We start from the raw sequence: 23,634 nt of genomic DNA, 5'->3' as shown, positions 1-23,634 counted from the left end.
AGGGACCCCGAGGGATGCACCCCGCCTGTCTTGGTAGCGACTTAGGTCCATTGTTCGGGGCGGCGGCGTCGGGCAACGTGGGTGCTGCACGTCGGGGTGCTCGGTCGAGTTCCGCTGGCGTGCATCGACGTTTCGAACCGAGTCCGATGGGGTGCGACATGAAGCTGTCCGTTGTGAGGAGTGCTGCCGTGGTCGGCGCTGTGGCCCTCTTCAGCGTTCTGATTTTCGCGCCCGTCGGGGCGTCTGCCGATACGGGGGATGTGCCGATACCTTCTGTCGAGGTTCAGGCTCCGGTCGAGGGGTATCCGAGCGTCGCTTCGTTGGCGACGGCGTTCGCTAATGCGGCTCATGAGGCGGTGATCGTGTTGGATCAGGATCTCACCGGGGTGCCCTCTGATCCCGTGGTGTCCGTGCGCGAGTCCGCGGCGATCACGCTCGACCTCAACGGGCACACGTTGAAGCTGACCCGCACCGATCTGCACGCTGCTCTCGGGGTTCCTCCGACCAGCGAGCTCACGATCACCGACTCGACCGTCGATCTCGGCGGGCATCTCATCGTCGACGCCGGTGCCGGTGCCGGCATCGGCGGTTCCGCGATCGGGCACCCGGGCGTGGCTCCCGGATTCGGGACCATCGTGATCGCCGGAGCGAAGGTCGACGCGGCCTCGAGGAACGGGGCGGGAATCGGAGCCGTCGAGAACGGCGGCCCTGGCGGAGACATCACGATCACCAACAGCACCGTGGGCGGCTTCAATTTCGGAAGCCGTGTCACGGCGACATCGCAGAACGCCGCCGGCATCGGTGGCGCGTTCTTCAGTCAGTGGCGGGGATCCCTCGCCATCACGGGCAAGAGTTCGGTCGAGGCGACCGGTGGGTTCGCCGCCCCCGGCATCGGCGGTGGACCGGACGGCATGGTCGGGACGATCACCATCGATGACGCTTTCGTGTACGCGACCGGAAACGGTGGCGCTGCCGGCATCGGCGGCGGTGCCGGTGCCCATGGTCTGCTGCCGCCCATCACCATCACCGACGGCATCGTCGAGGCGACCGGTGGTGTGAGAGGCACCGGCATCGGCGCCGGCGACCGAGGTGATGGCGAGGAGGTCCCCCTCCGCCTGAAGATCACCAACCAATCCGTCGTGACTCCCTCCTCACTCAGTGGCGTCGCGATCGATCTGAGTGTGCAGGGCTCGGAGCTTGCCCTCGACAAGGGCGAACTGTGGCTTCCGCTCGACAACTCGATGACGATTCCCGCCGGCATGACCGTGGTCAACGACGCTGGCTGGATCGTCGCGAAGGGCACGATCGCCAACCATGGCACGATCCAGAACCTCAACGGCGGAAAAGTCGACTACCCCCAGAACGTGTCCGACAACAACACCACGATCAAGTGGGACGGCAATGGGGGCACCGCGCCGGTTGCCGAGACCGGGCCGATCTTCGCGCGCACCCTCGATGAGGCGGGCGACGTCACCTTCCCTCTCCCGGTGCGTGCCGGCTACCTCTATGAGGGCTGGTACACCGAACCCGACGGCGGCACCCGGCTGACCACCACCACCGACCTCGGCGGCGGCGGGCCGAAGACCGTCACGTACTACGCAGCATGGTCCGTGGCGGGCAGCGTGGGAGACCCGCCGCCGACTGCCGGCCCCGGCACCTCCCAAGCCGGCCCCTCCGACTCCGCAGCGGGTGGCGCAATGCTCGCCGCCACGGGCTCTGGCATCGGCCCGTGGGCGCCGATCGGCGTCACGGTTCTGGCCATCGGCATCGCTCTGGCCGCCACCGCTTCGGCCGCTGTGAGGCTTCGCGGCGGAGGGTCACGGCAGGGAAGTCGACGGGCGCGGCCAGGATCCATGTGATGTTCGCGACGAGCATTTCAGACGCCACACGAGCCCCAGGCAAGCTGCACCGGCGGCGCTACACCGTCACCTGCGCCCGCTCGTAGACTTTGCGGCCCTCGAAGTAGGTCTGGTCGACCTTCGTCTCGTGGATCTCTCGGGGTTCGATCTCGAAGATGTTCCGGTCGAGCACGATGAAGTCGGCCGACAGCCCCACCTTCAGCGACCCCGTCACCGAGTCCAGCCCCATGGCCGCCGCGGGGTTGCGCGTGAACGCGGCCACCGCATCCGCCACCGAGAGCTTCTGCGACGGGTTCAGCTCACCCGGAACGGAGGGGTCGATGTTCGCCCGCGTCACCAAGGTCTCGAGCCCGATCCACGGGTCGGGGGAAGGCAGCACGCACGGCCAGTCGGAGCCCGCCGAGAGCAGTGCTCCGGTGTTCACGAAGTCGGCCGTGGGCCAGCTCGCCTCGACGGTCTCCAACGGGATCTGGTTCTTGATGCTCTCCTGGATGATGCCGGGGTACCAGATGTACGGTGACGCATCCGGAACCACGCCGAGTGCCGCGAATCGCGGCACGTCGACCGGGTCGACGAACTCCACGTGGGCGATCTGGAAGATCGGTCCTGGTCCACGACGCTCACGCACGATCTCGACCGCGTCGAGCACGAGTCGAACCGACGCGTCGCCGGTGGCATGCAGTTTGCCGTTGAGGCCGCGGTCGTAGCAGAGCTCGATGGTCTCGATCAGCTCCTCGAGAGTCCAGTAGCTCTCGCCGGTGAACTGCGGGTCGTCGTGGTCGTGGCAGATGTAGGGGCGCAGCATCGCCGTGGTGCGGGTCATCGGCACCCCGTCGAGCACGAACTTCACGAAGTCGGGGCGGATGTGCTCGCTGCGGTGGGCGGCGCCGATCGCGAACAGCTCCTCCCCGACGGTTCCCGACTCGATGAACGGGCGGGCGGGCATCGAGCCCACCACCCAGGCGGTGACGTCACCGTCGGCTTCGATGGCGCTGAGTGCCTTCCAGCTGTACTCCATCGTCGCCGCATCCTGAACGGCGGTGATCCCGTAGGAGTTCACCACCTCGAGCGCCTTCTTCAGTGAGATCTTGTTGTGCGCGTCGGGGTCGGCGATCGACTCGTCGTGGGCCTTCTCGACCACGGCTGAGGCGAGCTCCTGGAGCACGCCGGTGAGGGCGCCGCTCTCGTCGCGCCCGTAGTGACCGCCCTCGGGGTCGGGGCTGTCGGCGGTGACGCCCATCAGCTCGAGCGCACGCGAACTCACCCAGCGGTTGTGCATCGAATCGTCACGCAGGAGCACCGGACGGCCACCGCTGGCGGCGTCGAGGGAGGCGAGGTCGGCGGTGGTGCCGACGACGTCCATCACGATGCTGCCCACGATGCCGCCGACGATCCACTCGTCCGGGCCGAGGTCGGCGGCCCAGGCGGCGACCTTCTCGAAGATCTCCTCTTTGGTGTCGGAGGGGAGGATGGGCAGCTCCCACGCGGCCTGGCCACCACCGAGACCGAGGTGGGTGTGGCCGTCGCTGAGGCCGGGCAGCACGAGGCGGCCGCCCGCGTCGAGCACCTCGGTGGAGGCGGCGGCGAGTGCGGTGATCTCGGCGTCGGTGCCGATGGCCACGATCGATCCACCGGCCACGGCGAATGCTTCGGCCCACTCGTTCGCCGGATCGGAGGTGTAGACCCGGCCGCCGGTGACGATCAGCTCGGGCTGGATGGTGTCGCTCATGTGGTTCTCCTTCGTCGGTGGTGTGGTGCGGGTGGGGAGGTGCGGTTCGGCGGGTCAGGTGTGCAGCAGCATGACAGCCACGCCGGCGGTCATCAGAAGAACTTCAGCGAGACGGGCGACACGGATGCGCGTGAGCGCCACCGCTCCGCCGCCCGCCAGAGCGGCCGTCGGACCGGCCGTGGTCGCCCGGTGCTCGCGGACGGAGCGCACGGCGAAGACCACGCCGATGGCGCCCACCGCGACGGCGAGGCCGAGGAGGGCGACGCCGGGGCCGAAGGTGATCGAGTGGTGGCCGGTGGCAGCGGAGGTGCCTGCGACCGCGGTGGCGGAGGCACCCGTGGACGATGGGGTGGGGACGGCGACGGCCGTGATGCTCAGAGCGGCCATGGCGATCGCCGAGATGCCGCGGTGGATCGACATCAGGCGGTCGTGGCCACGAGCCGCCAGCACCCCGGCGACGAGCAGGGCGACTGCGAGGAGCAACACCGCCCAGCCCGGCACCAGGGAGCCCGCCGCGAGGGCGAGCATCGCTGTGAGCATGGTGACGGCCGGCAACCAGCCCGCCCAGAGCGAGCGCTCGCGACCGACGGCGAGGCACACGAGTGCCCCGGCCGCAAGCGCGATCATCGCCGCTTCCATCGTCGGTCAGTGCCCGTGGTGGTCGTGCCCGGCGTGGTCGTGTCCGGCGTGGCCGGCCTGGCCGGCCTGGTCAGCCGCAGAGTGCTCGGCCGATGCCATGCCCGGCGCGAGCTCCGAGGAGTGGTCGTGCCCCGAGTGCCCGGCGCCGTGCGACCCGCCCGGGGCGCAGTGGTCGGGCGCTCCCGGCACGTTGAGCGTGGGGTTGCGGTCGAAGAAGCCGTAGGGCTTCAGCGTGAACTTGGCGTAGTCGACCGGCATGATCGGCCAGTCCTCCAGCCTGGGCACGTGCGTGGGCCCGAAGGTGTGCCAGAGCACGATGTCCTCGCCGTCGATACTGCGGTCGGCAGCCGTGTAGGCCGGCAGGCCCTGCCCGCCGATGCTCTGGTTCACGAAGTCACCCGCGGCGTAGAGCTCGTCGGGCGCGTAGGCGGTGACCCAGAGGTGCTTGGTCGCGAACGCGGCACGTGACGCGATCACCGACGACGCGTCGGCCATCAGGGTGGGAGCCCCCTCGGCCAGCAGCGCGTAGCCCGCGGGCTCCCCCATCCGGTTGTCCGACGTCGTGCTCACGATGTGCCACGCACGGTTCACCGAACTGTCGGCGAGCCGCCCACCCTCGGCCTCTGTGGACAGCCGGGTGGACTGCTTCGTGAACGCGTTGCCCCAGGGGTTGCGCTCATCGATCGGCAGGCGCACCACGTCGACCTCGTCGACGGCGTTGGCCGTGCCATCCACCATCATGTCGAGCCGCGCGCAGAACAGGTGCTGGTGGTAGGGCGCGCCCAGTCCGGGCGCGATGTTCGTGGCGAAGTCGCTGCCCTCTTCGGGATAGGCCGAGGTGAACAGGAAGCCGGTGAGCTTCGATTCGCACTCGATGGTGCCGTCCAGATAGAGGTACCAGTAGAAGCCGTAGTCGTAGTTGCCCACCGTGGTGAAGAACGAGATGACGAGACGGCGCTGGCGCCGCACCTCCTCCACCCCGGTGTAGAGGTCGGTGTGCTTCCAGAGCGTTCCGTAGTCCTCCTCGTGGATGCAGACGCCGTTGGTGATGGTGCGCGGGTTGCCGAACTCGTCGGCCAGCGTGATGTCGAGGTAGGTGATCTCGCCCACGCAGTCGCAACCGAGCTCGAGTGAGTTCGCGTAGCGGCCGAAGAGGTACTCGCCGGTGTCGAAATAGTTCTGCCAGTAGCGCACGGGAGAAGGGTCGGCGTAGGGCACGACCATCTCCGACACGGAGGCTCGGTAGACGATCGGCCGCACGGTGCCGCGGTCGTCGTATCCGATCTGGTGCAGCACGAGCCCTTCGCGGGCGTCGAAGGAGGCCCGCAGCGACCAGTTGGCCCAGGTGATGAGCCCCTCGTCGTCGATGTCGAACGAGGAGCCCTCGGGCTGGGTGATCGAGATCGGCTTGAGGTCGAGCGGCGGCCCGGCCAGCTCGGGGTCGTTGTAGTTGCCGCCCTCGGCCGGCACCGGGAAGATGCGGTCGTCGACGAGCTTGAACACAGCCCGCTCGGTGAGGTCGACGTACGCGCAGAGGCCGTCGATGGGGTGAGCCCACGGGTGGTCGCCGGGGTGGTCCTGCCTGAAGGCGAGCACCCGCAGCAGGCGCTTTCCGGTCTCGTCGTCGAACGCGTAGTTGCCGGCCGACAGTGGCGCGAGGGCAACCGACTTGGGGTCGACGCCGCGGGTGGCGAGTGCTGCGCACCAGCCCTCGTCGGCGAGCAGGATGTCGTTGATGACCTCGAACTCCTCGTTCAAGATGGCGGCCTGTCCACGCGCGTTGTCGACCGCCACCACGGAGACGATCTCGCCCGCGGTCAGCGAGACCCGCAGATCAGTTGAGGCACCGGTGGAGACATCCAGCATCAGCACGCGGGCCAGGCGCTCGACGGACGCGCCGGAGAGCACTGCGGCCTTGTCGGGTTCGGCCAGCCCGACGTAGGCGAAGCGCATGCTGGTGCCCGCCCATCCGGCGTCGGTGACGATGTCACGGATGCGCAGGAGCTCGTCGCCCGTCAGCGCGCGCAGCGGGTGCGGTGCGAAGGCGTCGCCGGCCGTGGTGGCGGGAACGGTGAGGGGAGGTGTGACGGTCATCGTGATGCCTTTTCTGCCGGCGCCGGTGTGGCGGATTCGGAGGGGGTGTCGCGCAGCAGCGATCGCGCTTCGAGCACGACCAATCGCTGCCGCAGTCTGTCGGTGAGCAGAGCGAGGGCGATCGCGGCGATGAGGGCGAGCCCGCTGGCGACGTTCTGCCAGAAGTTCGGCACGTTCAGCAGCACCAGAGCGTTGTTGAGCAGACCCATGAAGAGCACGCCCACGAGCACCCCGAAGATCGAACCGGAGCCGCCGGTGAGCGCCACGCCGCCGAGCAGCACCGCGGTGATCACCTGCAGCTCGAAGCCCTGGCCGAGCTGCCCGGCCGGGGCGCTGTTCAGCCGCGCCACGGTGATGGCGCCGGCGAGCCCGGCCGCCGCTCCCGAGAAGATGTAGAGGACGAACGGGATGGTCTTGACCTTCACGCCCGAGAGATAAGCGGCCTCGCGGCTCACCCCGATGGCGTAGACGTGCCGACCCGCGGGCACCCGGGTGAGGAAGACGGAGGAGAGCAGCAGCACCACGGCGGCGATCCAGATGGCGATCGGCACGCCGACGAGGGTGCCGACGCCGAGGAATCCGAACTCGGGCCCGAAGTCGCTCACCGGCAGGGGTGCCACCAGCTGGGCCACGCCGCGCACAGCGATCATCATGCCGAGCGTGGCGACGAACGCCGACAGCCCTACCACCGTGGTGAAGATCGCATTCAGCGCACCAACCACGGCGCCGACACCGACCGCGGCGAGCACGGCCAGCAGGGGGGATCCCCCATCCGTCATGATCAGGCCCGCCGTCACGCCCGAGAGCGCGAGCACCGAGCTCACCGAGAAGTCGATGTACCCGGCGATGAAGAGCATCGCTGCGGGGGCGGCGACGATGGCGATGATCGCCGCGTCGAGTCCCACCCCGCGCAGGTTGCCGGGGTTGAGCACGGCTCCGGTCATGGCCTGCACGACCACCACCATCAGGATGAGGAGCACGAGCAGGGGGTTCTCGGCGAGGAAGTAGAGGATCCTGCGCCCGGGGTGTCTGGTCATGGGACGAGCTCGCTTTCGGCGGCGGGGACTACGGCGGATTCGGACACGTGGCGGTCGGTCGGGCCGGCGAGGTGCTCGACCGGGTGGATGGCGTCGAGCAGCTCTTCGGCGGTGGTGTCGGCCACGTCGATCACCCGGTGGATGGTGCCGCCCTCCATCAGCGCCACCCGGTCGGCGAGCGCGATGATCTCCTCGGGTTCGTTCGTGGAGAACAGGATGGCCATGCCCTTCTCCCGGGCGAGCGTGCGCAGCACCTCGTAGATCTCGGCTCGTGCGCCCACGTCGACGCCCTGCGTGGGATCGTCGACCAGCAGCACCCGGGCATCCGACGACGGATTCACCCAGCGTGCGATCAGCAGTTTCTGCTGATTGCCGCCCGAGAAGCGGCCCGCCGGCAGAGCGCCGTTGTGCGGCTTGAGCGACATGAGGGAGGCGGCCTCATCGAACACGCTGCGCTCGGCGCGCGCAGAACGGAACACGCCCTTGGCGAGCAGGCCCATCACGCGGGTGACGGTGTTCTCCTGGGCGGACAGGGTCTCGAACAGCCCCTGCTTGTGGCGGTCACCGGGCACGAGGGCGACGCCGTGCTTCAGGGCGTCGAGCGGTTCGGTGATGCGAACGGATGCGCCGGCCAGCTCGACGGCGATCCGCGAACGGCGCCGCGAGCCGTAGATCGACTCGAGCAGCCGGGTGCGCCCCGAGCCGATGAGTCCGTAGAGCCCCACGATCTCGCCGGGATGCACCGCGAGCTCGAGCCCGGTGTCAGTGCCGCCCATCGGGGTGCCCGCGGGCACCCGCAGGGCCGCAACGCCCGAGCGGTCGATGACGGCTCGCTCGGCCGGGGCATCCTGAGCGTGATCGCTGATCGCCGCCACCAGGTCGCGCTTGCCGATGTCGGCCAGCTGCGCGGCCCACACGGCACGGCCGTTGCGCAGAACGGTCACCTGGTCGGCGAGCGCCATCACCTCGTTCAGCAGGTGGGTGACGTAGAGGATGGCGATGCCCTCGCTGCGCAGCTGCGACACCAGAGCGCCGAGCCCGGCGGCCTCGACGGGCGACAGCGCCGCCGTCGGCTCGTCGAGGATGAGCAGCTTCGCATCGCGCTGCAGCGCCTTGGCGATCGCCACCATCTGGCGCTGACCGCTGGAGAGTTCCACCACGGGAGCCGAGGGATCGACGTCGGCACCGATGCGCCGCAGCGACTCGGCGGCCACCGTGCGCTGGTCGCGGGCCCTGATGAACAGGCCCACCGTGTGCTCCTCGCCGAGAAACAGGTTCTCTGTGACGTTCAGCCGGTCGATGAGGCCGAGGTGCTGGTAGATCACGGAGATGCCGGCGTCGATGGCCGAGCGGGGGGTGAGGCCGATGAGCGGGCGGCCGTCCATCGAGATCGTTCCCGACGTCGGCCGCTCGCTGCCGCCCAGGCACTTGATCAGCGTCGACTTGCCGGCCCCGTTGTGGCCCAGGAGGGCATGCACCTCGCCGGAGGCGATGGTGAGGTCGACCGAGTCGAGGGCCGTCGTGGCGCCGTAGCGCTTGGTGAGGCCGCGCAGTTCGACGGTCATCGGGACTAGCCGCCGAACTCGGTGATGAAGTCCTGGATGTTCGGGGTCTCGGCCGTCACCAACGTGATCGGCACCTGGTAGTCGACATCCGTCTCGCCGGCGCCGAGCTTCAGCGGGATGTCGATCACGGCGTTGCCGATGTCCTTCGCCGACACGGTGACCTGGGCGCGGAAGAAGTCGCCGTCGGCCATGCGCTGCAGGCCGTAGGCGTTGCCGTCAAGACCTCCCACGTAGGTGTTCGGGTCTTTGGCGTCGCGGCCAGCGGTGGTGAGCGCCTGATAGGCGCCCTGCGCGGCGTCGCCGGCGACGGTGAGCACCACGTTGAGGTCGGGGTACTGCGACAGCACCGAGGTGGTGATCGACAGGCCCTGCTCAGGGGTGATGCCCTCCTGCTGGGCGACGATCTCGGCGTCGGGTGCCGTGGCTTCCAGTCCGTCGATGATGCCCTGCGTGCGCTCCTTCGAGAACTGCATCGTGGTGTCGGAGACCAGGAGCACCTGGCCTTCGCCGCCGAGCTGCGTGGTGATGAACTCGCCGGCGTTCTCGCCGAGCATGACGCCCGAGGCGTGGGCGTTCAGGCCCAGCACGCCGTCCTGCTCCTCGAGCTCGTTCGCATAGCTCACCCAGTACTTGTCGGCGCTCATGTACTGCTGGGCGATGCCCTCGATGCTGGCCGGGTCGGCCGGGAAGGAGACCACCGCGTCGATGTCACGGTTGAGGTTGGTGGTGAGGTTGGTGACCTGCTGGCCGAGGTCCATGTTGTCGTTGGTGAGTTCGAGCGTCACGCCCTTCTCGTCGGCGCGGGCCTGCGCGTAGTTGACCACGGCTGTGTAGACCGGCAGGGCGGTGAAGGGGTAATCGAACAGGATGGTCTCGACGGGCGTGGGCTCGCTCGATGCGTCTGACGCAGCGGGCTCGGCCGCATCGCTGATGGTGCCGCAACCGGCTAGGGCCGCGGCTGTGGCGACGGAGAGGAGGGAGAAGCCGATGGTGCGAAGTCTCATGGCGGTACTTTCTGTGAACGTCGGTGAAGCGATCGGGAGGAGCAGAAAGGGTGCGGGATGTTCGTCTGGACCGAGTATTTCGTACCGCCGTACAGAATAGATTTCGTCTCGGTTACGGGTTTATTTCGTACGCTTGTACAATTATTTCGAGCGTGTTTCCCCAGCGGGTGCCTGCCGCCTCCCGCGTAGGATCGGAGCACGGACCGCGGCCCCACGCACGGCCCGGAACGCAGAACGTGAGGACACATGCCGAAGATCGTCGACCACGACAGCCGCCGGCAGGAGATCATCGCCGTGGTCTGGCGTCTCATCGCTACGGAGGGCATCGATTCGGTCACCACCCGCCGCATCGCGGAGGTCACCGGCCAGGCCAACGGCACCCTGCTGTACTACTTCCCGAACAAGAGCGCGGTCCTGGAGGCGGCGTTCCGGTACGCCTTCCAGGCGACGAACGAGCGCACCGATGCCGCTGACCCGCTGCGGCACGGACTCGCCGGCCTGCGCATCCTGTGCCTGGAGATCATGCCCCTCGACGAGACCCGGCTGATGGAGGCTCGGCTCGTCATCACCTTCTGGCAGCGCGCACTCGCCTCGGCCGAGAGCGCTCAGCTGCACTCCGAGTTCATGAACGACTGGCGCTCGGAGATGACCGAACGCATCCTCGAGGCACAGGCTGATGGCGAGGTGCCGGCCGATCTGCCCGTGCAGGGCACCGTCGACGAACTGCTGTCGATGCTGATGGGCGTCCAGGTGATGGCAGTGCTCTCACCCGCCGACACCGGGCCTGAACGACAGCTCGCACAGCTCGACGGTTTCATGGAACGCATTCGCCTCCAGCGTGCGGGCGCCGCAGTCTGACGCCGAGGCAGTGACCGCCTGCAGGTGCCGAATGTCCTCGAGCCGCCCTGCGGAGGAGCTCAACGTCAAGAACGACGCGCGTTATTGCGGGCCAGCACGTGGTCCCGTTCGCGGAAATTATCGTGATATCGGCATAGCCGCTACATACCGCGAAATTGCGATAAACAATCCGAAATCGCTCAGCCCGCCCCGCAACCGGGCGGCGTGGGGTGGGTGATCCGGTCGAGTCATAGGCATCGGGTCTGGCGGGAGGCCGCGCAGCGGCCGGGGGACTATGACTCGACCGGATCACCCACCCCACGACGACCATCCACCCGAAACAAACGAGCTTTGATCAGGTATTCCTGATAGAATCTCAGCATGCTGACAGCCGCTCGACTCCGGGAGATCGCGGGCGATCTTCGGGTCGTCGCGCGGGAGATCGGTGCGGGGATGGCGGGGGTTCGCGACGACGAGTTGCTCGAGGTCATGGGGGCGATCGAAGAGGTCGGGCGGGTTGTTGGCGCGGTGCAGGTTCGAGTTGCTGGGGAGGTCGGGGTGCGGTCGCGCCGGGAGCTCGGCGACGAGGGGCTGAGTCGGGCGCAGAACTTCACGAGCGCGGTCAAGCTCGTCGCGAGCGTCACGGGGGCGTCGGCGCACGAGAGCAAGGCGCGGCTCGAGATCGGGCGGCGGCTTCGCGGGGCTGTGCTTCTGGGTGGCGGGGAGGGACCGGCGCCGTTCCCGCTCGTCGCGCAGGGGCTCGATGAGGGCGCGCTTGGCGTCGAGGCGGCTTCGGTCATCGTTCGGCACTGCGTCGCTCTCGCGGAGCGCGGGTGCTCCCCCTCCGTCGTGGCGCGTGCCGAGCAGACGCTCGTCGATGAGACCGTGGCACTTCGGCTGACTACGGATCAAACGGCGAAGCTCGCCATCCGCCTGCGTGAGGTCGTCGACCCCGACGGTGCTGAGCCTCGGGATGAGGTGCACCAGCAGCACCGCTCGCTCACCATCGCGCAGGCTCACGACGGTATGATCCGCGGGCGGTTCGCACTCACGCCCGAGCAGGGCGGGGTGTGGCTGGCGAGCATCCGTGCGATGCAGAGCCCGCGCGTGACCGGGCCTTCGGCCGGCGGCCCGCGGTTTGTCAGCGACTCCGAGTTCGTGGCGCAGACCGCCACCGCCGACACCCGCACGCAGGCGCAGAAGAACGCCGACACTGTAACCGAACTCATCGCGCGTGCCGCTGGTGCCCCCGACATGTCCCGCATCAACGGATCTGCCACCACGGTCAGCGTGCACATCTCGCTCGACGACCTCGAGGCGGGGCGCGGGGTCGGGTGGATCGACGGTGTCGACGAGCCCGTCCCCGCCTCCACCGTGGCCCAGCTGCGCTGTCACTCCCCCATCGCCACGACCCTCTTCGGTGACCGGGGCGAGGTGCTCTATCACGGCAAGTCGAAGCGGCTCTTCACCGCGGCCCAGAACCGGGCCCTCGCAGCGCGAGACGGCGGATGCGTGTGGCCCGATTGCGATCGGCCGCCATCCTTCTGCGAGACGCACCATGCAGAGGAATGGGTCTCCGACGATCATCCGCCGGGGCGCACCGACATCGACAACGGGGTGCTGCTCTGCCACTTCCACCACAGCCACCTGCACCGCTCGGCGTGGAAGCTCGTGATGCGCGGAGGTGTGCCGCATATTGTCCCGCCCCGCTGGGTGGACATCGAGCAGACCCCCATCCCCAGCACGCGCCGTCGCACAGGCGCGCCTCGGCGCGAGGCTGCCTGAGCGGGGCCTCTCTGCAGCGACCTGATCAACAGGCTCCCGCTCACTCACACGACTGCATACAGGAGACGAATATGACGACGAACGGCCCAACGGAAGTCAAGGCACTCGCTCGACACGATGGCCGTTGGTGGTACATCGAATTCCCCGAGCTCGGCACCTCGGGTCAAGCGCGCACGATCAAGGAGATCGATGAGATCGCCCTCGAGGTCGCTGCACTCTGGCTCGACGTGGACGAATCGACGCTGAACGTCACCGTCGCGACTAACACCGAGAGGAGGGCACCATGAGTACCGCACACGCACAGATCCACCCGGGAGAGATCCTTCTCGAGGAGTTCCTGAAGCCGTTGGAGATCAGTCAGTACCGGCTGGCGCAGGCGATCAACGTGCCCGCTCGGCGGATCAACGAGATCGTTCACGGGAAGCGCGGGATCTCCCCCGATACCGCTGCACGGCTCGCTCGGGCGTTCGGCACCTCTGATCGGTTCTGGACGAATCTGCAGACCCGGTACGACCTGGAGCTCGTCACCGAGGCGAAGGCCGGGGAGCTCGATCGGATCGTGCCGCTGCTGAGTGCTTGACGCGATCCTTTCGGAGGCTAGGCCGACAGTTCGGCTCGGAGAAGGGACGCTTCTGCACCTGGCGTTCCGCAGACGGCCTCCGGTTGGAGATCGTGCTGGCGCGGCTGCAGCGTGCAGACTGGGCGTGAGCGCACCGGACGGGCTGGTGGCCGACTGCTGCGAGGAGCCCCATGATCACGAGCACCGAGATACTCGGCACCGAGGAACTTCTGCTTCAGCGCAACCCGGGCGCCGCAGCCGTGCACCAGGCGATCGTGGCTGCGGGGCAGGCTGAGGTGATCGCACTGAACGATCGCTACGGCGATCCGTCAGACGAATCGGCCGACGAGCGACTCGGCGCCGAGCTCGATGCGATCATCGCGCGACACCTCGATGAGTACGCGCGGAAAGGCAAGGGACTCTTCAAGGACGATGACGTCGCGCTGTGGACCGCGAAGATCAGCCGGGTGACCGGCAGCTACGTCGGTCGGGCCGCCGCCGTGGGTGTGCCCGGGGCCCTCCTGCTGCTCGATGCGCTCGAAGAAGCGGAGGCGGACGAGCCGGGCAGCGCCTTCGTCTCGCTTGACAACACCCTGGCCAACGGGGCCAAGTACTGCCAGTGCGGCTATGCCCGGAATCGTGCCGTGCCCGAGCGGTTGTGTCGCCTCTGTTCAGATGCCGTGCTCAACGAGTGGAAGGCCGAGGAGGATCGCGTGCTCGCGGGCTCCCCGAAGGTCAGTGCCGACCTGCAGGGGGTGTTCGACGAGGTGCTCGACGAACTCGCCGAGGTCCACCTCGCGCCCGGCGGCGGCTCGGCCGCGACGTCCGTGCGCCGCCGGGCGGGCGACGGAGGGGTCACTCGGGTGAACGAGGCTCGGGCCGAAGACATCGCGCTTCTGGATCTCGCGCGCTGGCGGGAGCTCAGCGAGCTCAACCGGCTCAGCACGATCGAGGCAGTGCGTGCTCACGGCAAGTACTGGTCGCGCTGGGGTCTCGGATCGGCGCGGTTGGCGACCCTCGCGCTCGAACTCACTCCCGAGCTCCAGGCACGCATGCGCAAGGTCGCCGGCAGTCGGCCCGCCCCGAAGCCCACCCTCTTCGAACGGCTCTTCTCCCGCAAGTGACCCGCGCCAGGCGCAGCTGCCTCGCTGGGCTCTCGTCGTCCAGGTACTCGATCCAGACGGCCCACGTGGCAGCCTGAATGGCGTCGGCGGCCGGAACGCCGTGTTTCAGAGCGGAAGGATGGACCTTCACGCCGCCGAGGCATCCAGAGCTTCTCGAATCACTTCGGAGCGCGTCTTGCCCTCACGCTCGGCACGCAGATCCAGTGCGGCGAGCTCGCTCGACGTCAGACGGAGCGCCACGACCTGTGACGGCTCGGCACCACGACCTGGACGCCCGCGACCGCGCTTCTTGAGCGCATCCACGTCGTATCCCGCCTCGGCTTCCGCGGCCCACGCGGCGATCTGCTCCTCGGTGACCGGCACGCCATCGATCGTCTCTCTGTCCGCCATGCCAATATCGTAAAACGAAATTACCCGAGCGTCGAGGCTTTAAGTCCCTTCAGTGCGTTGGGGCTACGCCGAGAGCTCTGCTCGGAGGAGGGCTGCTCCTGCGCCCAGGGCGGCGAGCTTGCCGCGGGCTACGGAGCGGGGCAGGGGGGCCATGCCGCAGTTGGTGGAGGGGTAGAGGTTCTCGGCGTCGACGAACTGCAGGGCCTGGCGCAGGGTGTCGGCGACCTCGTCGGGGGTCTCGACGGTGGTGGTGGCCACGTCGATGGCTCCGACCATGACCTTCTTGCCGCGGATGAGCTCGATCAGGTCGATCGGCACGTGCGAGTGCTGGCTCTCGAGCGAGACGATGTCGATGTCGGAGGCCTGGAGCTTGGGGAAGATCTCCTCGTACTGGCGCCACTCCGCCCCCAGGCTCTCCTTCCAGTCGGTGTTGGCCTTGATGCCGTAGCCGTAGCAGACGTGCACCGCCGTCTCGCACGTGAGCCCCTCGATCGCCTTCTCCAGGGCGGCCACACCCCAGTCGTTCACCTCGTCGAAGAACACGTTGAAGGCGGGCTCGTCGAACTGGATGATGTCGACGCCCGCATCCTGCAGTTCGCGGGCCTCCTGGTTGAGGATGGTCGCGAACTCCCAGGCCAGCTTCTCGCGGCTGCCGTAGTGGGCGTCGTAGAGGGTGTCGACCATGGTCATGGGGCCGGGGAGGGCCCACTTGATGGGCTGGTCGGTCTGCTCACGGAGGAAGCGGGCGTCGTCGACGAAGACCGGCTTCTCGCGGGTCACGGCACCCACGACCGTGGGCACGGAGGCGTCGTAACGGTCACGGATCCGCACCGTCTCGCGCTTCTCGAAATCCACTCCGCTGAGGTGCTCGATGAAGGTCGTCACGAAATGCTGACGGGTCTGCTCGCCGTCGCTCACGATGTCGATGCCCGCCTGCTGCTGATCAGCGAGTGAGAGGCGGAGGGCGTCGTGGCGGCCCTCGGCCAGCTCGTCGCCCTCGAGCTTCCAGGGCGACCAGAGCTTCTCGGGCTCGGCGAGCCACGCGGGCTTGGGCAGGCTGCCGGCAGTGGAGGTGGGAAGCAGCTTGGTCATGAACGTTCTCCCTGCAGCTCTCGGTGGGTCTCCGCGAAGTCTCTCGACCACTCCTCGAGGGCGGCCTTGTGCGGCGTGATGAAGTGCTCCTCGGCGAACGCGCCCTGCTCGCGCGCCAGGCGGCTGCGCTCCTCGCGGTCGTAGACGATCGACGTGGGCGTGAAGTCCGGATTCGTGAGGCTCGCCTGGTAGGTCTCCCCCGCCGGCTCGTTGGCGTTGTAGATCTCCGGGCGGTAGATCTTCTGGAAGGTCTCCATCGTGCTGATCGTGGCGGCCAGCTCGAGGTCGCTGTAGTCGGCGAGCAGATCGCCGAGGTGGTAGAAGGCCAGAGGGGCCACGCTGCCCGGGGGCATGAAGAAGCGCACCTGCAGGCCCATCTTGGCGAAGTAGGCATCCGTGGCCGAGTACTCGCTCTGGCGGTACTCGACGCCGAGCACCGGATGCGTGGTCTCGGTGCGCTGGTAGGTCTTGCTCGTCGAGACGCTCAGGCAGATGACGGGAGGCTTGTCGAAGTGCTGGGCGTAGGCATCCGAGGTGAGGAAGGCCTTGAAGAGGTTGCCGTGCAGTTCTCCGAAGTCGGCGGGTTGGCCGGCGGGGAGCACGATGCTGAAGTCGTAGTCGCGCACGTAGGAGGAGAAGTTGTTGCCCACGATGCCCGGGGTGCGCCGGCCGGAGTTCTTGTCGACGATGGTTGTCTGCAGGACCTCGATCAGCGGGACGGCGTCGCGGAGGCCCTCGCCGTCGATGTCGACGCTCACCGACATGATGTCGAGTTCGACCGCGTATCTCGTGCCGTCGTCGTTGTCGGTGCGAGCCAGGTCGTTGAGACGGCCGTCGATCATCGTGAACGTGTTGCGCAGGTTCTCCTGGCGCTTGTCGCCCCGGGCGAGGTTGGCGAAGTTCGTGGTGATGCGGGAGTTGGGGAGGGGGCGGTAGTCCTCGTCGAAGCGAGTGCTGTCGATCTCGAAGGCGATGGTCGTCATCGACAGGACTCCGCCCGGGAGAGAGCGGCGGATGCGGCGGGTGCGGCGGGTGCGGCGTGTGGGCCGGCGAGGTGGGGGTTCGTGGTGGTGACCATGGCGTGTGCTCCTCGAGTCTGGGGGCCGCTACTGCGCGACTCCACGGATGGGGATGTCGCAGGCGTGTCCTGGTGGGGACGCGAGGCCTCGTTGTGCGCACTGCCCTCACAGGCTAGGCCAGTCCCGCACGATCCCCCGCCTCATGACCTCCCGTTACGGCAGCGTGTCCCTGGCGACCACGGTCTTCGGCCCACCGCACTCAGCCCTCGGGAGACGCCCACGGGAATCCACAGGCCGGGCTCGGTGTCACCGCTCAGTTGTACTATTTGTGCACTCCCTACAGTGCACACGTTCGGTCGACCGCGAAAGTAGGAGAGAGATGCGACGCCACGCTGTGGAGCTTGCCGTACCTGTTGATCGAGAGGTCGACCGGATATCCTCAAGGCACCATCTGCGACCGGGCGAAGGGGATGACATGACGCTCTCGATCGATCTGAACGACGACGAGCAGCGCCGTCTGGAATCCGCCGTGGTTCGCACGGGCAAAGCCACCGAAGACCTCGTTCACGAGGCGATCGCCCTGCACCTCGCCGAGATCGAGGAGATCGCGTGGGCCGAGAAGGCTGCTGAGAAGTGGCGGGCCTCAGACAAGGCGACGCGTCCGTTCAGCGAGATCCGCCGCGAGCTCGGACTGTGAGCCGCTGGTCCATCGAGACCAGCACGGAGTTCGACAAGGCCCTTCGCAAGCTCGACCGCACCATCGCGGTGCGTCTGGCCGCCTACCTCGACGAACTCGCCGGCCTTGATGATCCGCGATCACGAGGGAGGGGGTTGACCGGTGCCTACGCCGGCGTGTGGCGCTACAGGCTGGGCGATTACCGCCTTCTGGCTGAGATCGTCGAGGACCGGCTGGTCATCTACGCCATCGAATTCGTTCACCGATCCGAGGCGTATTGATCGGCTGAGATCCTGAGCTGGTTCGGACTACGGAGTTCTGGACGGGTGGATGCCGCCGGCTGGGCCCGGGTGGGGCGGCCGGCGGCATCTGCGCTAGTTAGGGGCGGGGGGTGAGGGAGTCGGCGTAGAAGGCGGACGGGTCGTTCGCTAGGGCGGACTTGACGAGGCGGGACCAGTCGTCGGCTAGGACTTCGATGGCGCCTGACTCCAGGCCGTCGAGGGAGGCCGTTGCTACCGCTCGGGGGGTGATCATCGGGCCGTCGTAGCCCGCCATCATGTCGGTGTCGGCGGCTCCGAGGTGCACGCCCTGCACGAGGGTGCCCTGGGCGGCGAGCTCGAGGCGCACGCCGTTCGTCATCGCCCACTCCGCCGCCTTCGCCACCGCGTAGGCGTTGGCCCCGGTGGTGGAGAACCACGAGAGCGCCGAGTGGATGTCGACGATCGCTCCCCCGCCGTTGGCCGCGAGCACCGGCGCGAACGCGCGGATGACGCCGAGAGTTCCGAAGAGGTGCGTGTCGAGCTCCCGGCGGAGGCCCTCGAGGTCGTTCTCGCCCAGGAGGTTGGCGCCGGTGGTGATGCCCGCGTTGTTGACGAGGAGGGTGAGGTCGGTGGCGTGCGCCGCCGCATCCGTGATCGACGCCTGGTCGAGCAGGTCGAGGCGCAGCACCTCGACCCGCGGGTCGGTGAAGTCGCCCACATTCACGCTCTCGGGGCGACGCACGGCGGCGTAGACCTTCGCCGCGCCGCGCTCGAGCAGCTCGTCGACGAAGCTGCGGCCGATGCCGCGGTTCGCTCCGGTGACTAGAGCGACGGATCCTGCGATGTTCATGGGTGTCCTTTCGACGTGGGGCGGCCGCGGTGCGGCGCCATCCATCGAGTAGGCTAAGACTTCACGTTGACGTCAAGGGCAAGTCGGATGCTCACGCTCAGGGCGAACACGCCAAACGCACACGATCATGACCACGAGGGATGCACGATGCAGGAGATGCGGATCGGCGATCTCGCCGCGCGAGCCGGAGTCAGCACGCGCGCGCTGCGCTACTACGAGGAGCAGGGCATCCTGCACTCCGAGCGCACCCCGAGCGGCCAGCGCATCTACGGCGAGGTGGCCGTCGATCGCGTGCGCCTCATCCAGCACCTGTTCTCGGCGGGGCTGGCGAGCCGCACGATCGCGCTCATCCTGCCGTGCGTCGACACGGGCCACGCCCCGCCCGAGATGCTCAGCAGCCTCTACACCGAGCGCGACCGCATCACGACCGTCATGGCCGACCTCGAACAGGCCCGCCGACGCCTCGACGAAGTGATCGAGCTCACCGAGAACCCGGATGCCGCGCACTGCGAGGTCATCCGCGATGCAGCGGGCCGCACCTCCACGATCCTCGAATCCGTCGCGTAGGTCTCGCCTGCTCCGCGCCCGCCTAGTGGAGTTCGGCGGCCGCAGCCCTGAGCTCGGCGAGGGCCGTGCGGGTGTGGGTCGCCAGCTCGCCCGGCACATCGTCTCCCGGCTCGGACCAGCGGCGGTAGCCGAGGCCGAACGCGAGCACGCCGAGCTCGGCCGCCACCTGCGCCACCGACTCGGTCACCCCGCGCGCCTGCAGCGCCTCTGACATCGCGGCCGCGAGGCCGATGGTCTTCAGGGCGTTGCGGGTGCGGAGCTCCTCGTTGGCCTCGATCGCAGCGTGCAGACGCGGGCCGAGACCGCGGTTGAACTCGGTCATGGCTCCGGATGCCCGGTCGAGACCGGCGGCGACCGCCTCGAGGGGCGTCGCGTCATCCGGTGCCCCGGCGATCCCTTCGGCCAGCAGGCCGCTGAGCATCTCCTGGCCGGCTGAGAGCAGCTCGCGCTTGTCGCTGAAGTGCCGGAAGAAGGTGCTCTTGGTGAGGTCGGCGCGCTCGGCGATCTGCGCCACGGTCGTCTCGTCGTAGCCCTGCTCGGTGAAGAGGTCGAGAGCGGCCTCGATGAGCCGCTCGCGCGCATCCGGTTTCCATCTGGGCATCTGCACAGTCTACGCGATGGGACACTTGTCTCATCAGCGTGCTACGGTGATGGGACATCAGTCGCATCACCTGGAGGTTCTCATGCGCGTCTTCCTCACCGGAGCCACCGGCCTGATCGGATCGGCCGTCGTGGCCGAGCTGCTCTCGGCCGGGCACTCCGTCACCGCCCTCACCCGCTCCGATGCCTCGGCCGCCAAGGCCACCGCAGCGGGCGCCGACACCGTTCGCGGCGAGCTCGCCGACCTCGACGTGCTGCGGGCCGCGGCTCAGGACGCCGACGGCGTCATCCACCTCGCATTCGGCAACGACTTCAGTTCGGCCGAGGCGCTCACCCGCAGCATCGGCGAGGAGACAGCCGCCCTCGCGACCCTCGGCGAGGCCCTTGTCGGCACCGACAAGCCGCTCGTCACCGTCTCGGGTACGCCGTGGATCCCTGGCCGTGCCTCCACCGAAGACGACCCGCTGCCGACCGACGGCCCGGTCGGCGGGCGCGGCATCACGGTGAACCGCACCCTCGCCCTCGCCTCGCAGGGCGTGCGCGCCTCGGCCATCCGACTCCCCCGCACCGTGCACAACAACGGCGAGGGCGGATTCGCCGGACTGCTCACCCAGTTCGCCAGGCAGGGCGGCATCGCCGGCTACCCGGGCGACGGCACGCAGCGCTGGCCCGCCGTGCACGCACTCGACGCGGCCGTGCTGTTCCGGCTCGCGCTGGAGAAGGCCCCCGCCGGGAGTGCCTGGCACGCGGTGGCGGATGAAGGCGACACCGTGCACGACATCGTCTCGGTCACCGGTCGCCGGCTCGGGCTGCCGGTCGCATCCCTGCCGGTGGAGGACTTCGGGCCGATCGGCCCGGTCTTCGCCACCGACCAGCCGGCCTCGAGCGCCCGCACCCGCGCCGCACTCGGCTGGGAGCCCACGCACTCGAGCCTCCTCGCCGACCTCGAGAACCTCGAGCCCTGATCCTCAACCCGGAAGCCGACCTGGATTTGGGGACGAGCCACGAGTCCGACTAACTCAGGCAGTGGCGGGGCGGGGGTTGAGGGTGACGAGGAGGAGGGCGCCTGCTACGGCTGAGGCGCCGCCCACCAGGAGGGCCGTCTGCACTCCGATGCCGTCGACGAGGAGGCCGCCGACGATGGCGCCGAGGGCGATGGCGAGCTGGAAGGTGGCCGACTGGAGGCCGCCGACGCTCTCGAGGCGGCCCGGCTCTGCTCGCGCCATCCACGTGGTGAGCGTGGTGGGCACGGCTCCGAAGCCGAAGCCCCAGACGGCGACCGCCGTGACGATGCCCGCCGTGGTGGTGCCGGCCAGCGCGAAGGTGATCATGGCGGCGCCGAGCGCGACCGGGAAGAGGAGCACGGCGAGGCGCATCCGCTTGTCTGCCAGCGGGCCCGCCACGAGGTTGCCCGCGAAGACCGCGACGCCGTAGACCACGAGCAGCACCGCGAGCTGCGACGGGTCGAGGCCGCCGATGTCGGTGGCGGCGGGGCGGATGTAGGTGAAGCCCGTGAAGTGCCCGGCCGCGACGAGGGCGGTGGCCAGGAGGCCGAGGAGGATGAGGCGGGAGCTCAGGGTGTCGAGGAGCGGGCGGAATCCGGTCGCCGTGATCGAGCGCACCGAGGGGAGCACGAGCGCCTGCGCGATCACCGCGACCACACCGACACCGGCTGCCAGCACGAAGACGGCACGCCACCCCCAGACCTCGCCGAGCCATGTGCCGAGCGGGATCGCCGCGACCGTAGCCAGGGAGACACCGACGTTCACGACCGTGAGACCCCGACCGAGACGATTGGCCGGCACCAGGCGGGCCGTGATCGAGATGGCGAGCGCCCAGAAACCACCGAGCGCGATGCCGAGGAGCACACGCGCCAGGAGCAGCACGGGGTAGGTGGGGGCGAGCGCGACCAGCAGGTCGGAGACGACGGCGAGCGCCGAGAGCCCGAGCATGAGGTGCCGGCGGTCCACCCGGGGCAGGAGCACGGGGATGGTGAGGCCGGCGATGGCGGCGACGATGGCCGTGACGCTCACCGACTGGCCGGCCACGCCCTCGGTGACCCCCACGTCGGCCGCGATCCGGGTGAGGAGGCTCGCGGGGAGGAACTCGGCCATCACGATGGAGAAGACACCGAGCGAGAGGGAGACGACGCCGAGCCAGGAGGTGCGGTCGTTCGGGTTCGTCGACGTCGACGACGGGTCTCGCTTGCCGGCACCCGCCTTCGCTCCGGCGGCGGCCGGGGGGAGGACGGTGGGGGTCGCGCCGGTCGCGGCGAACTCGTTCGAGGTCATGACGGAGTACAACCACCGAAGGCCCACATCCTTCCCGCCCGCCGGCCAGGTATTCGATGAACTTCTCGTGCGGCGGCCCCATTCAGGCGGGGGCCCCGAACGAGGGACAGCGCCGGAGTAGTCGACAGTCGTAGAGTTCGGGTGGGGCTGCGGGGCGCGATGGCTGGCCCGGCCGCGTGCCGACGTCCCCGCGTACCCTCGCGGGCCCCCCGACCCGATTGCGACGACGATGCCGAACTCCGCTCTGCCCGAAGGCTGGTATGCCAACCCCAAGAACCCCGGACAGCAGCGGTGGTGGGACGGCACGAAGTGGACCGGCTTCACGACGGCCTGGGCGACGGAGCCGAGCGCCGCCGGTGCCGATGCAGGCGGTGCCGCATCGAGCGCTGCCGCACCTGCCGCTGCCTCTACGACCGCTGCCGCGGCTGGCGGTGCCGCTACGAGCGCTGCCGTGTCTACCGGCGCCGCATCGAGCGCTGGCTCGCGCGCCTCGACCGCGCCCGGGGCGGCCTCCTCGCCGGGAGCGCCCGCTGGGGCGGGCCGACGCGGGTGGCGGCCCTCGGTGAAGACGGGGGTCGTGGCCGGGGCGGCTCTGGTGGCGGCGATCCTCGTCGGGTCGGTCGCCGCGGTCGCCTCGCAGGGTGGATCGTCGAGCGAGGCCGCAACCGAGCTCGCGAGCACCGAGACCGCCGCACCGACATCCGCCCCCTCGAGCGCACCGCGCACCACGCCCTCGCCGAAGACCACGCCGACGCCGGTGACGACGACGCAGATCGTCGAGACCACCGACCCGATCGCCTTCGGGCAGTCGAGCTACGAGGATCCCACCATCGACGTCGGCACCTCCGTCGTCGCGACGGCCGGCGTGGCGGGCACGAAGGTGTCGCGCTGGGAGGTGACGCTCGTCGATGGCGTCGAGACCGGCCGCGTGCTCGTCTCCGAATCCGTCACCGCGGCCCCCATCGACGAGGTCACCGCCATCGGCACCCGCCAGCCCGCGCCCCCGGCCCCCGAGCCCGCACCCGAACCCGCCCCGGAGGCAGCCCCGGGCGGAGGGTGCAGCCCCAACTACGCCGGCCCCTGCGTCCCCATCGACTCCGACGTCGACTGCGCAGGCGGCAGCGGCAACGGCCCCTCTTACGTGACAGGCCCCGTGCAGGTAGTAGGCCCCGACATCTACGACCTGGACCGAGACGGCGACGGCATCGCCTGCGACTGACCGCCCACCCCCACGCCGCCCGCGCCCGTGAGTCGCGCCCAACTGTCGCCATTCCCCCGCTTTCACACCCCGAAGCAACACCTAGCCGCGACTCACGAGCACGATAGGTGACGCCGGCAAGGCGGCAGCCAAGCGCGAACCCGCGAAGCGGCAGCCCGCCTGCCACTAGGCGCGAACCCGCAACGCGGCAGCCCGCCTGCGATCAAGCGCGAACCCGCAAAGCGGCAGCCCGCGTGCGACCAAGCGCGAACCCGCAAAGCGGCAGCGCACGTGCGACCAAGCGCGAACCCACGAAGCGGCAGCATGCGTGCGACGAGCCCGCGCTCGCCCGCAGGGGGGGGGGGGGGGGGGGGGGGGGGGGGGGGGGGGGGGGGGGGGGGGGGGGGGGGGGGGGGGGGGGGGGGGGGGGGGGGGGGGGGGGGGGGGGGGGGGAGGGGG

Annotated in this window: 23 protein-coding genes; 11 read left to right on the top strand and 12 right to left on the bottom strand. The window is 69.1% G+C overall.

Annotated features, from left to right (window positions below; all coding sequences use genetic code 11):
- Positions 1 to 77: 77 nt before the first annotated feature.
- Positions 78 to 1,859 (top strand): InlB B-repeat-containing protein, encoded by a 1,782-nt coding sequence (locus ACEXQC_RS00670; RefSeq protein ID WP_374817317.1) that lies wholly within the window; start codon positions 78 to 80, stop codon positions 1,857 to 1,859.
- A 58-nt stretch (positions 1,860 to 1,917) separates the two neighbouring features.
- Here ACEXQC_RS00670 and ACEXQC_RS00665 read toward each other — a convergent pair whose 3' ends face one another.
- From ACEXQC_RS00665 to ACEXQC_RS00640, 6 genes are read right to left on the bottom strand one after another with little or no spacing between them, the layout of a single operon-like run.
- Positions 1,918 to 3,588 carry an amidohydrolase gene (locus ACEXQC_RS00665; protein ID WP_374817315.1) on the bottom strand — a complete coding sequence of 557 codons (1,671 nt, stop codon included), beginning with the start codon at positions 3,586 to 3,588 and terminating at the stop codon, positions 1,918 to 1,920.
- A 54-nt stretch (positions 3,589 to 3,642) separates the two neighbouring features.
- Positions 3,643 to 4,215 carry a hypothetical protein gene (locus ACEXQC_RS00660; protein ID WP_374817313.1) on the bottom strand — a complete coding sequence of 191 codons (573 nt, stop codon included), beginning with the start codon at positions 4,213 to 4,215 and terminating at the stop codon, positions 3,643 to 3,645.
- Positions 4,216 to 4,233: 18 nt separating this feature from the next.
- Complete coding sequence (locus tag ACEXQC_RS00655; protein ID WP_374817311.1) at positions 4,234 to 6,321, bottom strand: primary-amine oxidase; 2,088 nt, start codon at positions 6,319 to 6,321, stop codon at positions 4,234 to 4,236.
- Positions 6,318 to 7,358: an ABC transporter permease gene (locus tag ACEXQC_RS00650; protein WP_374817309.1), complete on the bottom strand. Its 1,041-nt coding sequence runs from the start codon at positions 7,356 to 7,358 to the stop codon at positions 6,318 to 6,320. Before ACEXQC_RS00650 ends, ACEXQC_RS00655 begins: the two co-directional genes overlap by 4 nt.
- The gene (locus tag ACEXQC_RS00645; protein ID WP_374817307.1) at positions 7,355 to 8,923 is read right to left on the bottom strand and encodes a sugar ABC transporter ATP-binding protein; all 1,569 of its coding nucleotides are present in this window, start codon (positions 8,921 to 8,923) and stop codon (positions 7,355 to 7,357) included. The genes ACEXQC_RS00650 and ACEXQC_RS00645 overlap by 4 nt, the downstream gene beginning before the upstream one ends.
- Before the next feature lie 5 nt (positions 8,924 to 8,928).
- Positions 8,929 to 9,927, bottom strand: coding sequence for a sugar ABC transporter substrate-binding protein (locus tag ACEXQC_RS00640; protein WP_374817305.1), 999 nt, complete (start codon positions 9,925 to 9,927; stop codon positions 8,929 to 8,931).
- Between the two features lie 246 nt (positions 9,928 to 10,173).
- On the opposite strand from ACEXQC_RS00640, the gene ACEXQC_RS00635 reads away from it, so the two are divergent.
- The 5 genes from ACEXQC_RS00635 (at position 10,174) to ACEXQC_RS00615 (ending at position 14,232) form a co-directional block, all read left to right on the top strand.
- Positions 10,174 to 10,785: a TetR/AcrR family transcriptional regulator gene (locus ACEXQC_RS00635; protein ID WP_374817304.1), complete on the top strand. Its 612-nt coding sequence runs from the start codon at positions 10,174 to 10,176 to the stop codon at positions 10,783 to 10,785.
- Positions 10,786 to 11,145: 360 nt separating this feature from the next.
- Positions 11,146 to 12,549: an HNH endonuclease signature motif containing protein gene (locus ACEXQC_RS00630; protein ID WP_374817302.1), complete on the top strand. Its 1,404-nt coding sequence runs from the start codon at positions 11,146 to 11,148 to the stop codon at positions 12,547 to 12,549.
- Between the two features lie 71 nt (positions 12,550 to 12,620).
- Complete coding sequence (locus tag ACEXQC_RS00625; RefSeq protein ID WP_374817300.1) at positions 12,621 to 12,836, top strand: hypothetical protein; 216 nt, start codon at positions 12,621 to 12,623, stop codon at positions 12,834 to 12,836.
- Positions 12,833 to 13,129 carry a HigA family addiction module antitoxin gene (locus tag ACEXQC_RS00620; protein ID WP_374817298.1) on the top strand — a complete coding sequence of 99 codons (297 nt, stop codon included), beginning with the start codon at positions 12,833 to 12,835 and terminating at the stop codon, positions 13,127 to 13,129. The genes ACEXQC_RS00625 and ACEXQC_RS00620 overlap by 4 nt, the downstream gene beginning before the upstream one ends.
- 170 nt (positions 13,130 to 13,299) lie before the next feature.
- Positions 13,300 to 14,232: a hypothetical protein gene (locus ACEXQC_RS00615; protein WP_374817296.1), complete on the top strand. Its 933-nt coding sequence runs from the start codon at positions 13,300 to 13,302 to the stop codon at positions 14,230 to 14,232.
- 126 nt (positions 14,233 to 14,358) lie between these two features.
- Here ACEXQC_RS00615 and ACEXQC_RS00610 read toward each other — a convergent pair whose 3' ends face one another.
- The 3 genes from ACEXQC_RS00610 to ACEXQC_RS00600 form a co-directional block, all read right to left on the bottom strand.
- Positions 14,359 to 14,622 (bottom strand): ribbon-helix-helix protein, CopG family, encoded by a 264-nt coding sequence (locus ACEXQC_RS00610; protein WP_374817294.1) that lies wholly within the window; start codon positions 14,620 to 14,622, stop codon positions 14,359 to 14,361.
- 63 nt (positions 14,623 to 14,685) lie between these two features.
- Positions 14,686 to 15,714 (bottom strand): methionine synthase, encoded by a 1,029-nt coding sequence (locus tag ACEXQC_RS00605; RefSeq protein ID WP_374817292.1) that lies wholly within the window; start codon positions 15,712 to 15,714, stop codon positions 14,686 to 14,688.
- Positions 15,711 to 16,697, bottom strand: a complete 987-nt coding sequence (locus ACEXQC_RS00600; protein ID WP_374817290.1) for a putative oxygenase MesX — start codon at positions 16,695 to 16,697, stop codon at positions 15,711 to 15,713. The genes ACEXQC_RS00605 and ACEXQC_RS00600 overlap by 4 nt, the downstream gene beginning before the upstream one ends.
- 511 nt (positions 16,698 to 17,208) lie before the next feature.
- On the opposite strand from ACEXQC_RS00600, the gene relB reads away from it, so the two are divergent.
- Positions 17,209 to 17,430 carry a type II toxin-antitoxin system RelB family antitoxin gene (relB, locus tag ACEXQC_RS00595; RefSeq protein ID WP_374817288.1) on the top strand — a complete coding sequence of 74 codons (222 nt, stop codon included), beginning with the start codon at positions 17,209 to 17,211 and terminating at the stop codon, positions 17,428 to 17,430.
- Entirely contained in the window at positions 17,427 to 17,690 is a 264-nt protein-coding gene (locus tag ACEXQC_RS00590) for a type II toxin-antitoxin system RelE family toxin (protein ID WP_374817285.1), read from the top strand. Before relB ends, ACEXQC_RS00590 begins: the two co-directional genes overlap by 4 nt.
- Before the next feature lie 97 nt (positions 17,691 to 17,787).
- Here ACEXQC_RS00590 and ACEXQC_RS00585 read toward each other — a convergent pair whose 3' ends face one another.
- Positions 17,788 to 18,519, bottom strand: a complete 732-nt coding sequence (locus ACEXQC_RS00585) for an SDR family oxidoreductase (RefSeq protein ID WP_374817282.1) — start codon at positions 18,517 to 18,519, stop codon at positions 17,788 to 17,790.
- Positions 18,520 to 18,666: 147 nt separating this feature from the next.
- Between ACEXQC_RS00585 and ACEXQC_RS00580 the strand changes: the two genes are divergently transcribed.
- Positions 18,667 to 19,086, top strand: a complete 420-nt coding sequence (locus ACEXQC_RS00580; RefSeq protein ID WP_374817280.1) for a MerR family transcriptional regulator — start codon at positions 18,667 to 18,669, stop codon at positions 19,084 to 19,086.
- 22 nt (positions 19,087 to 19,108) lie between these two features.
- Here ACEXQC_RS00580 and ACEXQC_RS00575 read toward each other — a convergent pair whose 3' ends face one another.
- The gene (locus ACEXQC_RS00575; RefSeq protein WP_374817278.1) at positions 19,109 to 19,687 is read right to left on the bottom strand and encodes a TetR/AcrR family transcriptional regulator; all 579 of its coding nucleotides are present in this window, start codon (positions 19,685 to 19,687) and stop codon (positions 19,109 to 19,111) included.
- Positions 19,688 to 19,769: 82 nt separating this feature from the next.
- On the opposite strand from ACEXQC_RS00575, the gene ACEXQC_RS00570 reads away from it, so the two are divergent.
- Positions 19,770 to 20,651, top strand: a complete 882-nt coding sequence (locus ACEXQC_RS00570) for an SDR family oxidoreductase (protein WP_374817276.1) — start codon at positions 19,770 to 19,772, stop codon at positions 20,649 to 20,651.
- A 54-nt stretch (positions 20,652 to 20,705) separates the two neighbouring features.
- Here ACEXQC_RS00570 and ACEXQC_RS00565 read toward each other — a convergent pair whose 3' ends face one another.
- Positions 20,706 to 21,977 (bottom strand): MFS transporter, encoded by a 1,272-nt coding sequence (locus ACEXQC_RS00565; RefSeq protein WP_374817274.1) that lies wholly within the window; start codon positions 21,975 to 21,977, stop codon positions 20,706 to 20,708.
- Positions 21,978 to 22,206: 229 nt separating this feature from the next.
- On the opposite strand from ACEXQC_RS00565, the gene ACEXQC_RS00560 reads away from it, so the two are divergent.
- Entirely contained in the window at positions 22,207 to 23,196 is a 990-nt protein-coding gene (locus tag ACEXQC_RS00560) for a G5 domain-containing protein (protein WP_374817272.1), read from the top strand.
- The last annotated feature ends 438 nt before the right edge of the window (positions 23,197 to 23,634 follow it).

The sequence above is a fragment of the Herbiconiux liukaitaii genome (genome assembly GCF_041927495.1).
GTDB classification, from domain to species: domain Bacteria; phylum Actinomycetota; class Actinomycetes; order Actinomycetales; family Microbacteriaceae; genus Herbiconiux; species Herbiconiux liukaitaii.
The sequence above is the reverse complement of the archived record's forward strand: the minus strand, read 5'-3'. Positions and strand labels throughout refer to the sequence as shown.

Coding starts and splice junctions, on each gene's coding strand:
- ACEXQC_RS00665 (WP_374817315.1), bottom strand. CDS start 3,588: ATGAGCGACACCATCCAGCCCGAGCTGATCGTCACCGGCGGCCGGGTC.
- ACEXQC_RS00660 (WP_374817313.1), bottom strand. CDS start 4,215: ATGATCGCGCTTGCGGCCGGGGCACTCGTGTGCCTCGCCGTCGGTCGC.
- ACEXQC_RS00655 (WP_374817311.1), bottom strand. CDS start 6,321: ATGACCGTCACACCTCCCCTCACCGTTCCCGCCACCACGGCCGGCGAC.
- ACEXQC_RS00650 (WP_374817309.1), bottom strand. CDS start 7,358: ATGACCAGACACCCCGGGCGCAGGATCCTCTACTTCCTCGCCGAGAAC.
- ACEXQC_RS00645 (WP_374817307.1), bottom strand. CDS start 8,923: ATGACCGTCGAACTGCGCGGCCTCACCAAGCGCTACGGCGCCACGACG.
- ACEXQC_RS00640 (WP_374817305.1), bottom strand. CDS start 9,927: ATGAGACTTCGCACCATCGGCTTCTCCCTCCTCTCCGTCGCCACAGCC.
- ACEXQC_RS00635 (WP_374817304.1), top strand. CDS start 10,174: ATGCCGAAGATCGTCGACCACGACAGCCGCCGGCAGGAGATCATCGCC.
- ACEXQC_RS00630 (WP_374817302.1), top strand. CDS start 11,146: ATGCTGACAGCCGCTCGACTCCGGGAGATCGCGGGCGATCTTCGGGTC.
- ACEXQC_RS00625 (WP_374817300.1), top strand. CDS start 12,621: ATGACGACGAACGGCCCAACGGAAGTCAAGGCACTCGCTCGACACGAT.
- ACEXQC_RS00620 (WP_374817298.1), top strand. CDS start 12,833: ATGAGTACCGCACACGCACAGATCCACCCGGGAGAGATCCTTCTCGAG.
- ACEXQC_RS00615 (WP_374817296.1), top strand. CDS start 13,300: ATGATCACGAGCACCGAGATACTCGGCACCGAGGAACTTCTGCTTCAG.
- ACEXQC_RS00610 (WP_374817294.1), bottom strand. CDS start 14,622: ATGGCGGACAGAGAGACGATCGATGGCGTGCCGGTCACCGAGGAGCAG.
- ACEXQC_RS00605 (WP_374817292.1), bottom strand. CDS start 15,714: ATGACCAAGCTGCTTCCCACCTCCACTGCCGGCAGCCTGCCCAAGCCC.
- ACEXQC_RS00600 (WP_374817290.1), bottom strand. CDS start 16,697: ATGACGACCATCGCCTTCGAGATCGACAGCACTCGCTTCGACGAGGAC.
- relB (WP_374817288.1), top strand. CDS start 17,209: ATGACGCTCTCGATCGATCTGAACGACGACGAGCAGCGCCGTCTGGAA.
- ACEXQC_RS00585 (WP_374817282.1), bottom strand. CDS start 18,519: ATGAACATCGCAGGATCCGTCGCTCTAGTCACCGGAGCGAACCGCGGC.
- ACEXQC_RS00580 (WP_374817280.1), top strand. CDS start 18,667: ATGCAGGAGATGCGGATCGGCGATCTCGCCGCGCGAGCCGGAGTCAGC.
- ACEXQC_RS00575 (WP_374817278.1), bottom strand. CDS start 19,687: ATGCCCAGATGGAAACCGGATGCGCGCGAGCGGCTCATCGAGGCCGCT.
- ACEXQC_RS00570 (WP_374817276.1), top strand. CDS start 19,770: ATGCGCGTCTTCCTCACCGGAGCCACCGGCCTGATCGGATCGGCCGTC.
- ACEXQC_RS00565 (WP_374817274.1), bottom strand. CDS start 21,977: ATGACCTCGAACGAGTTCGCCGCGACCGGCGCGACCCCCACCGTCCTC.
- ACEXQC_RS00560 (WP_374817272.1), top strand. CDS start 22,207: ATGCCGAACTCCGCTCTGCCCGAAGGCTGGTATGCCAACCCCAAGAAC.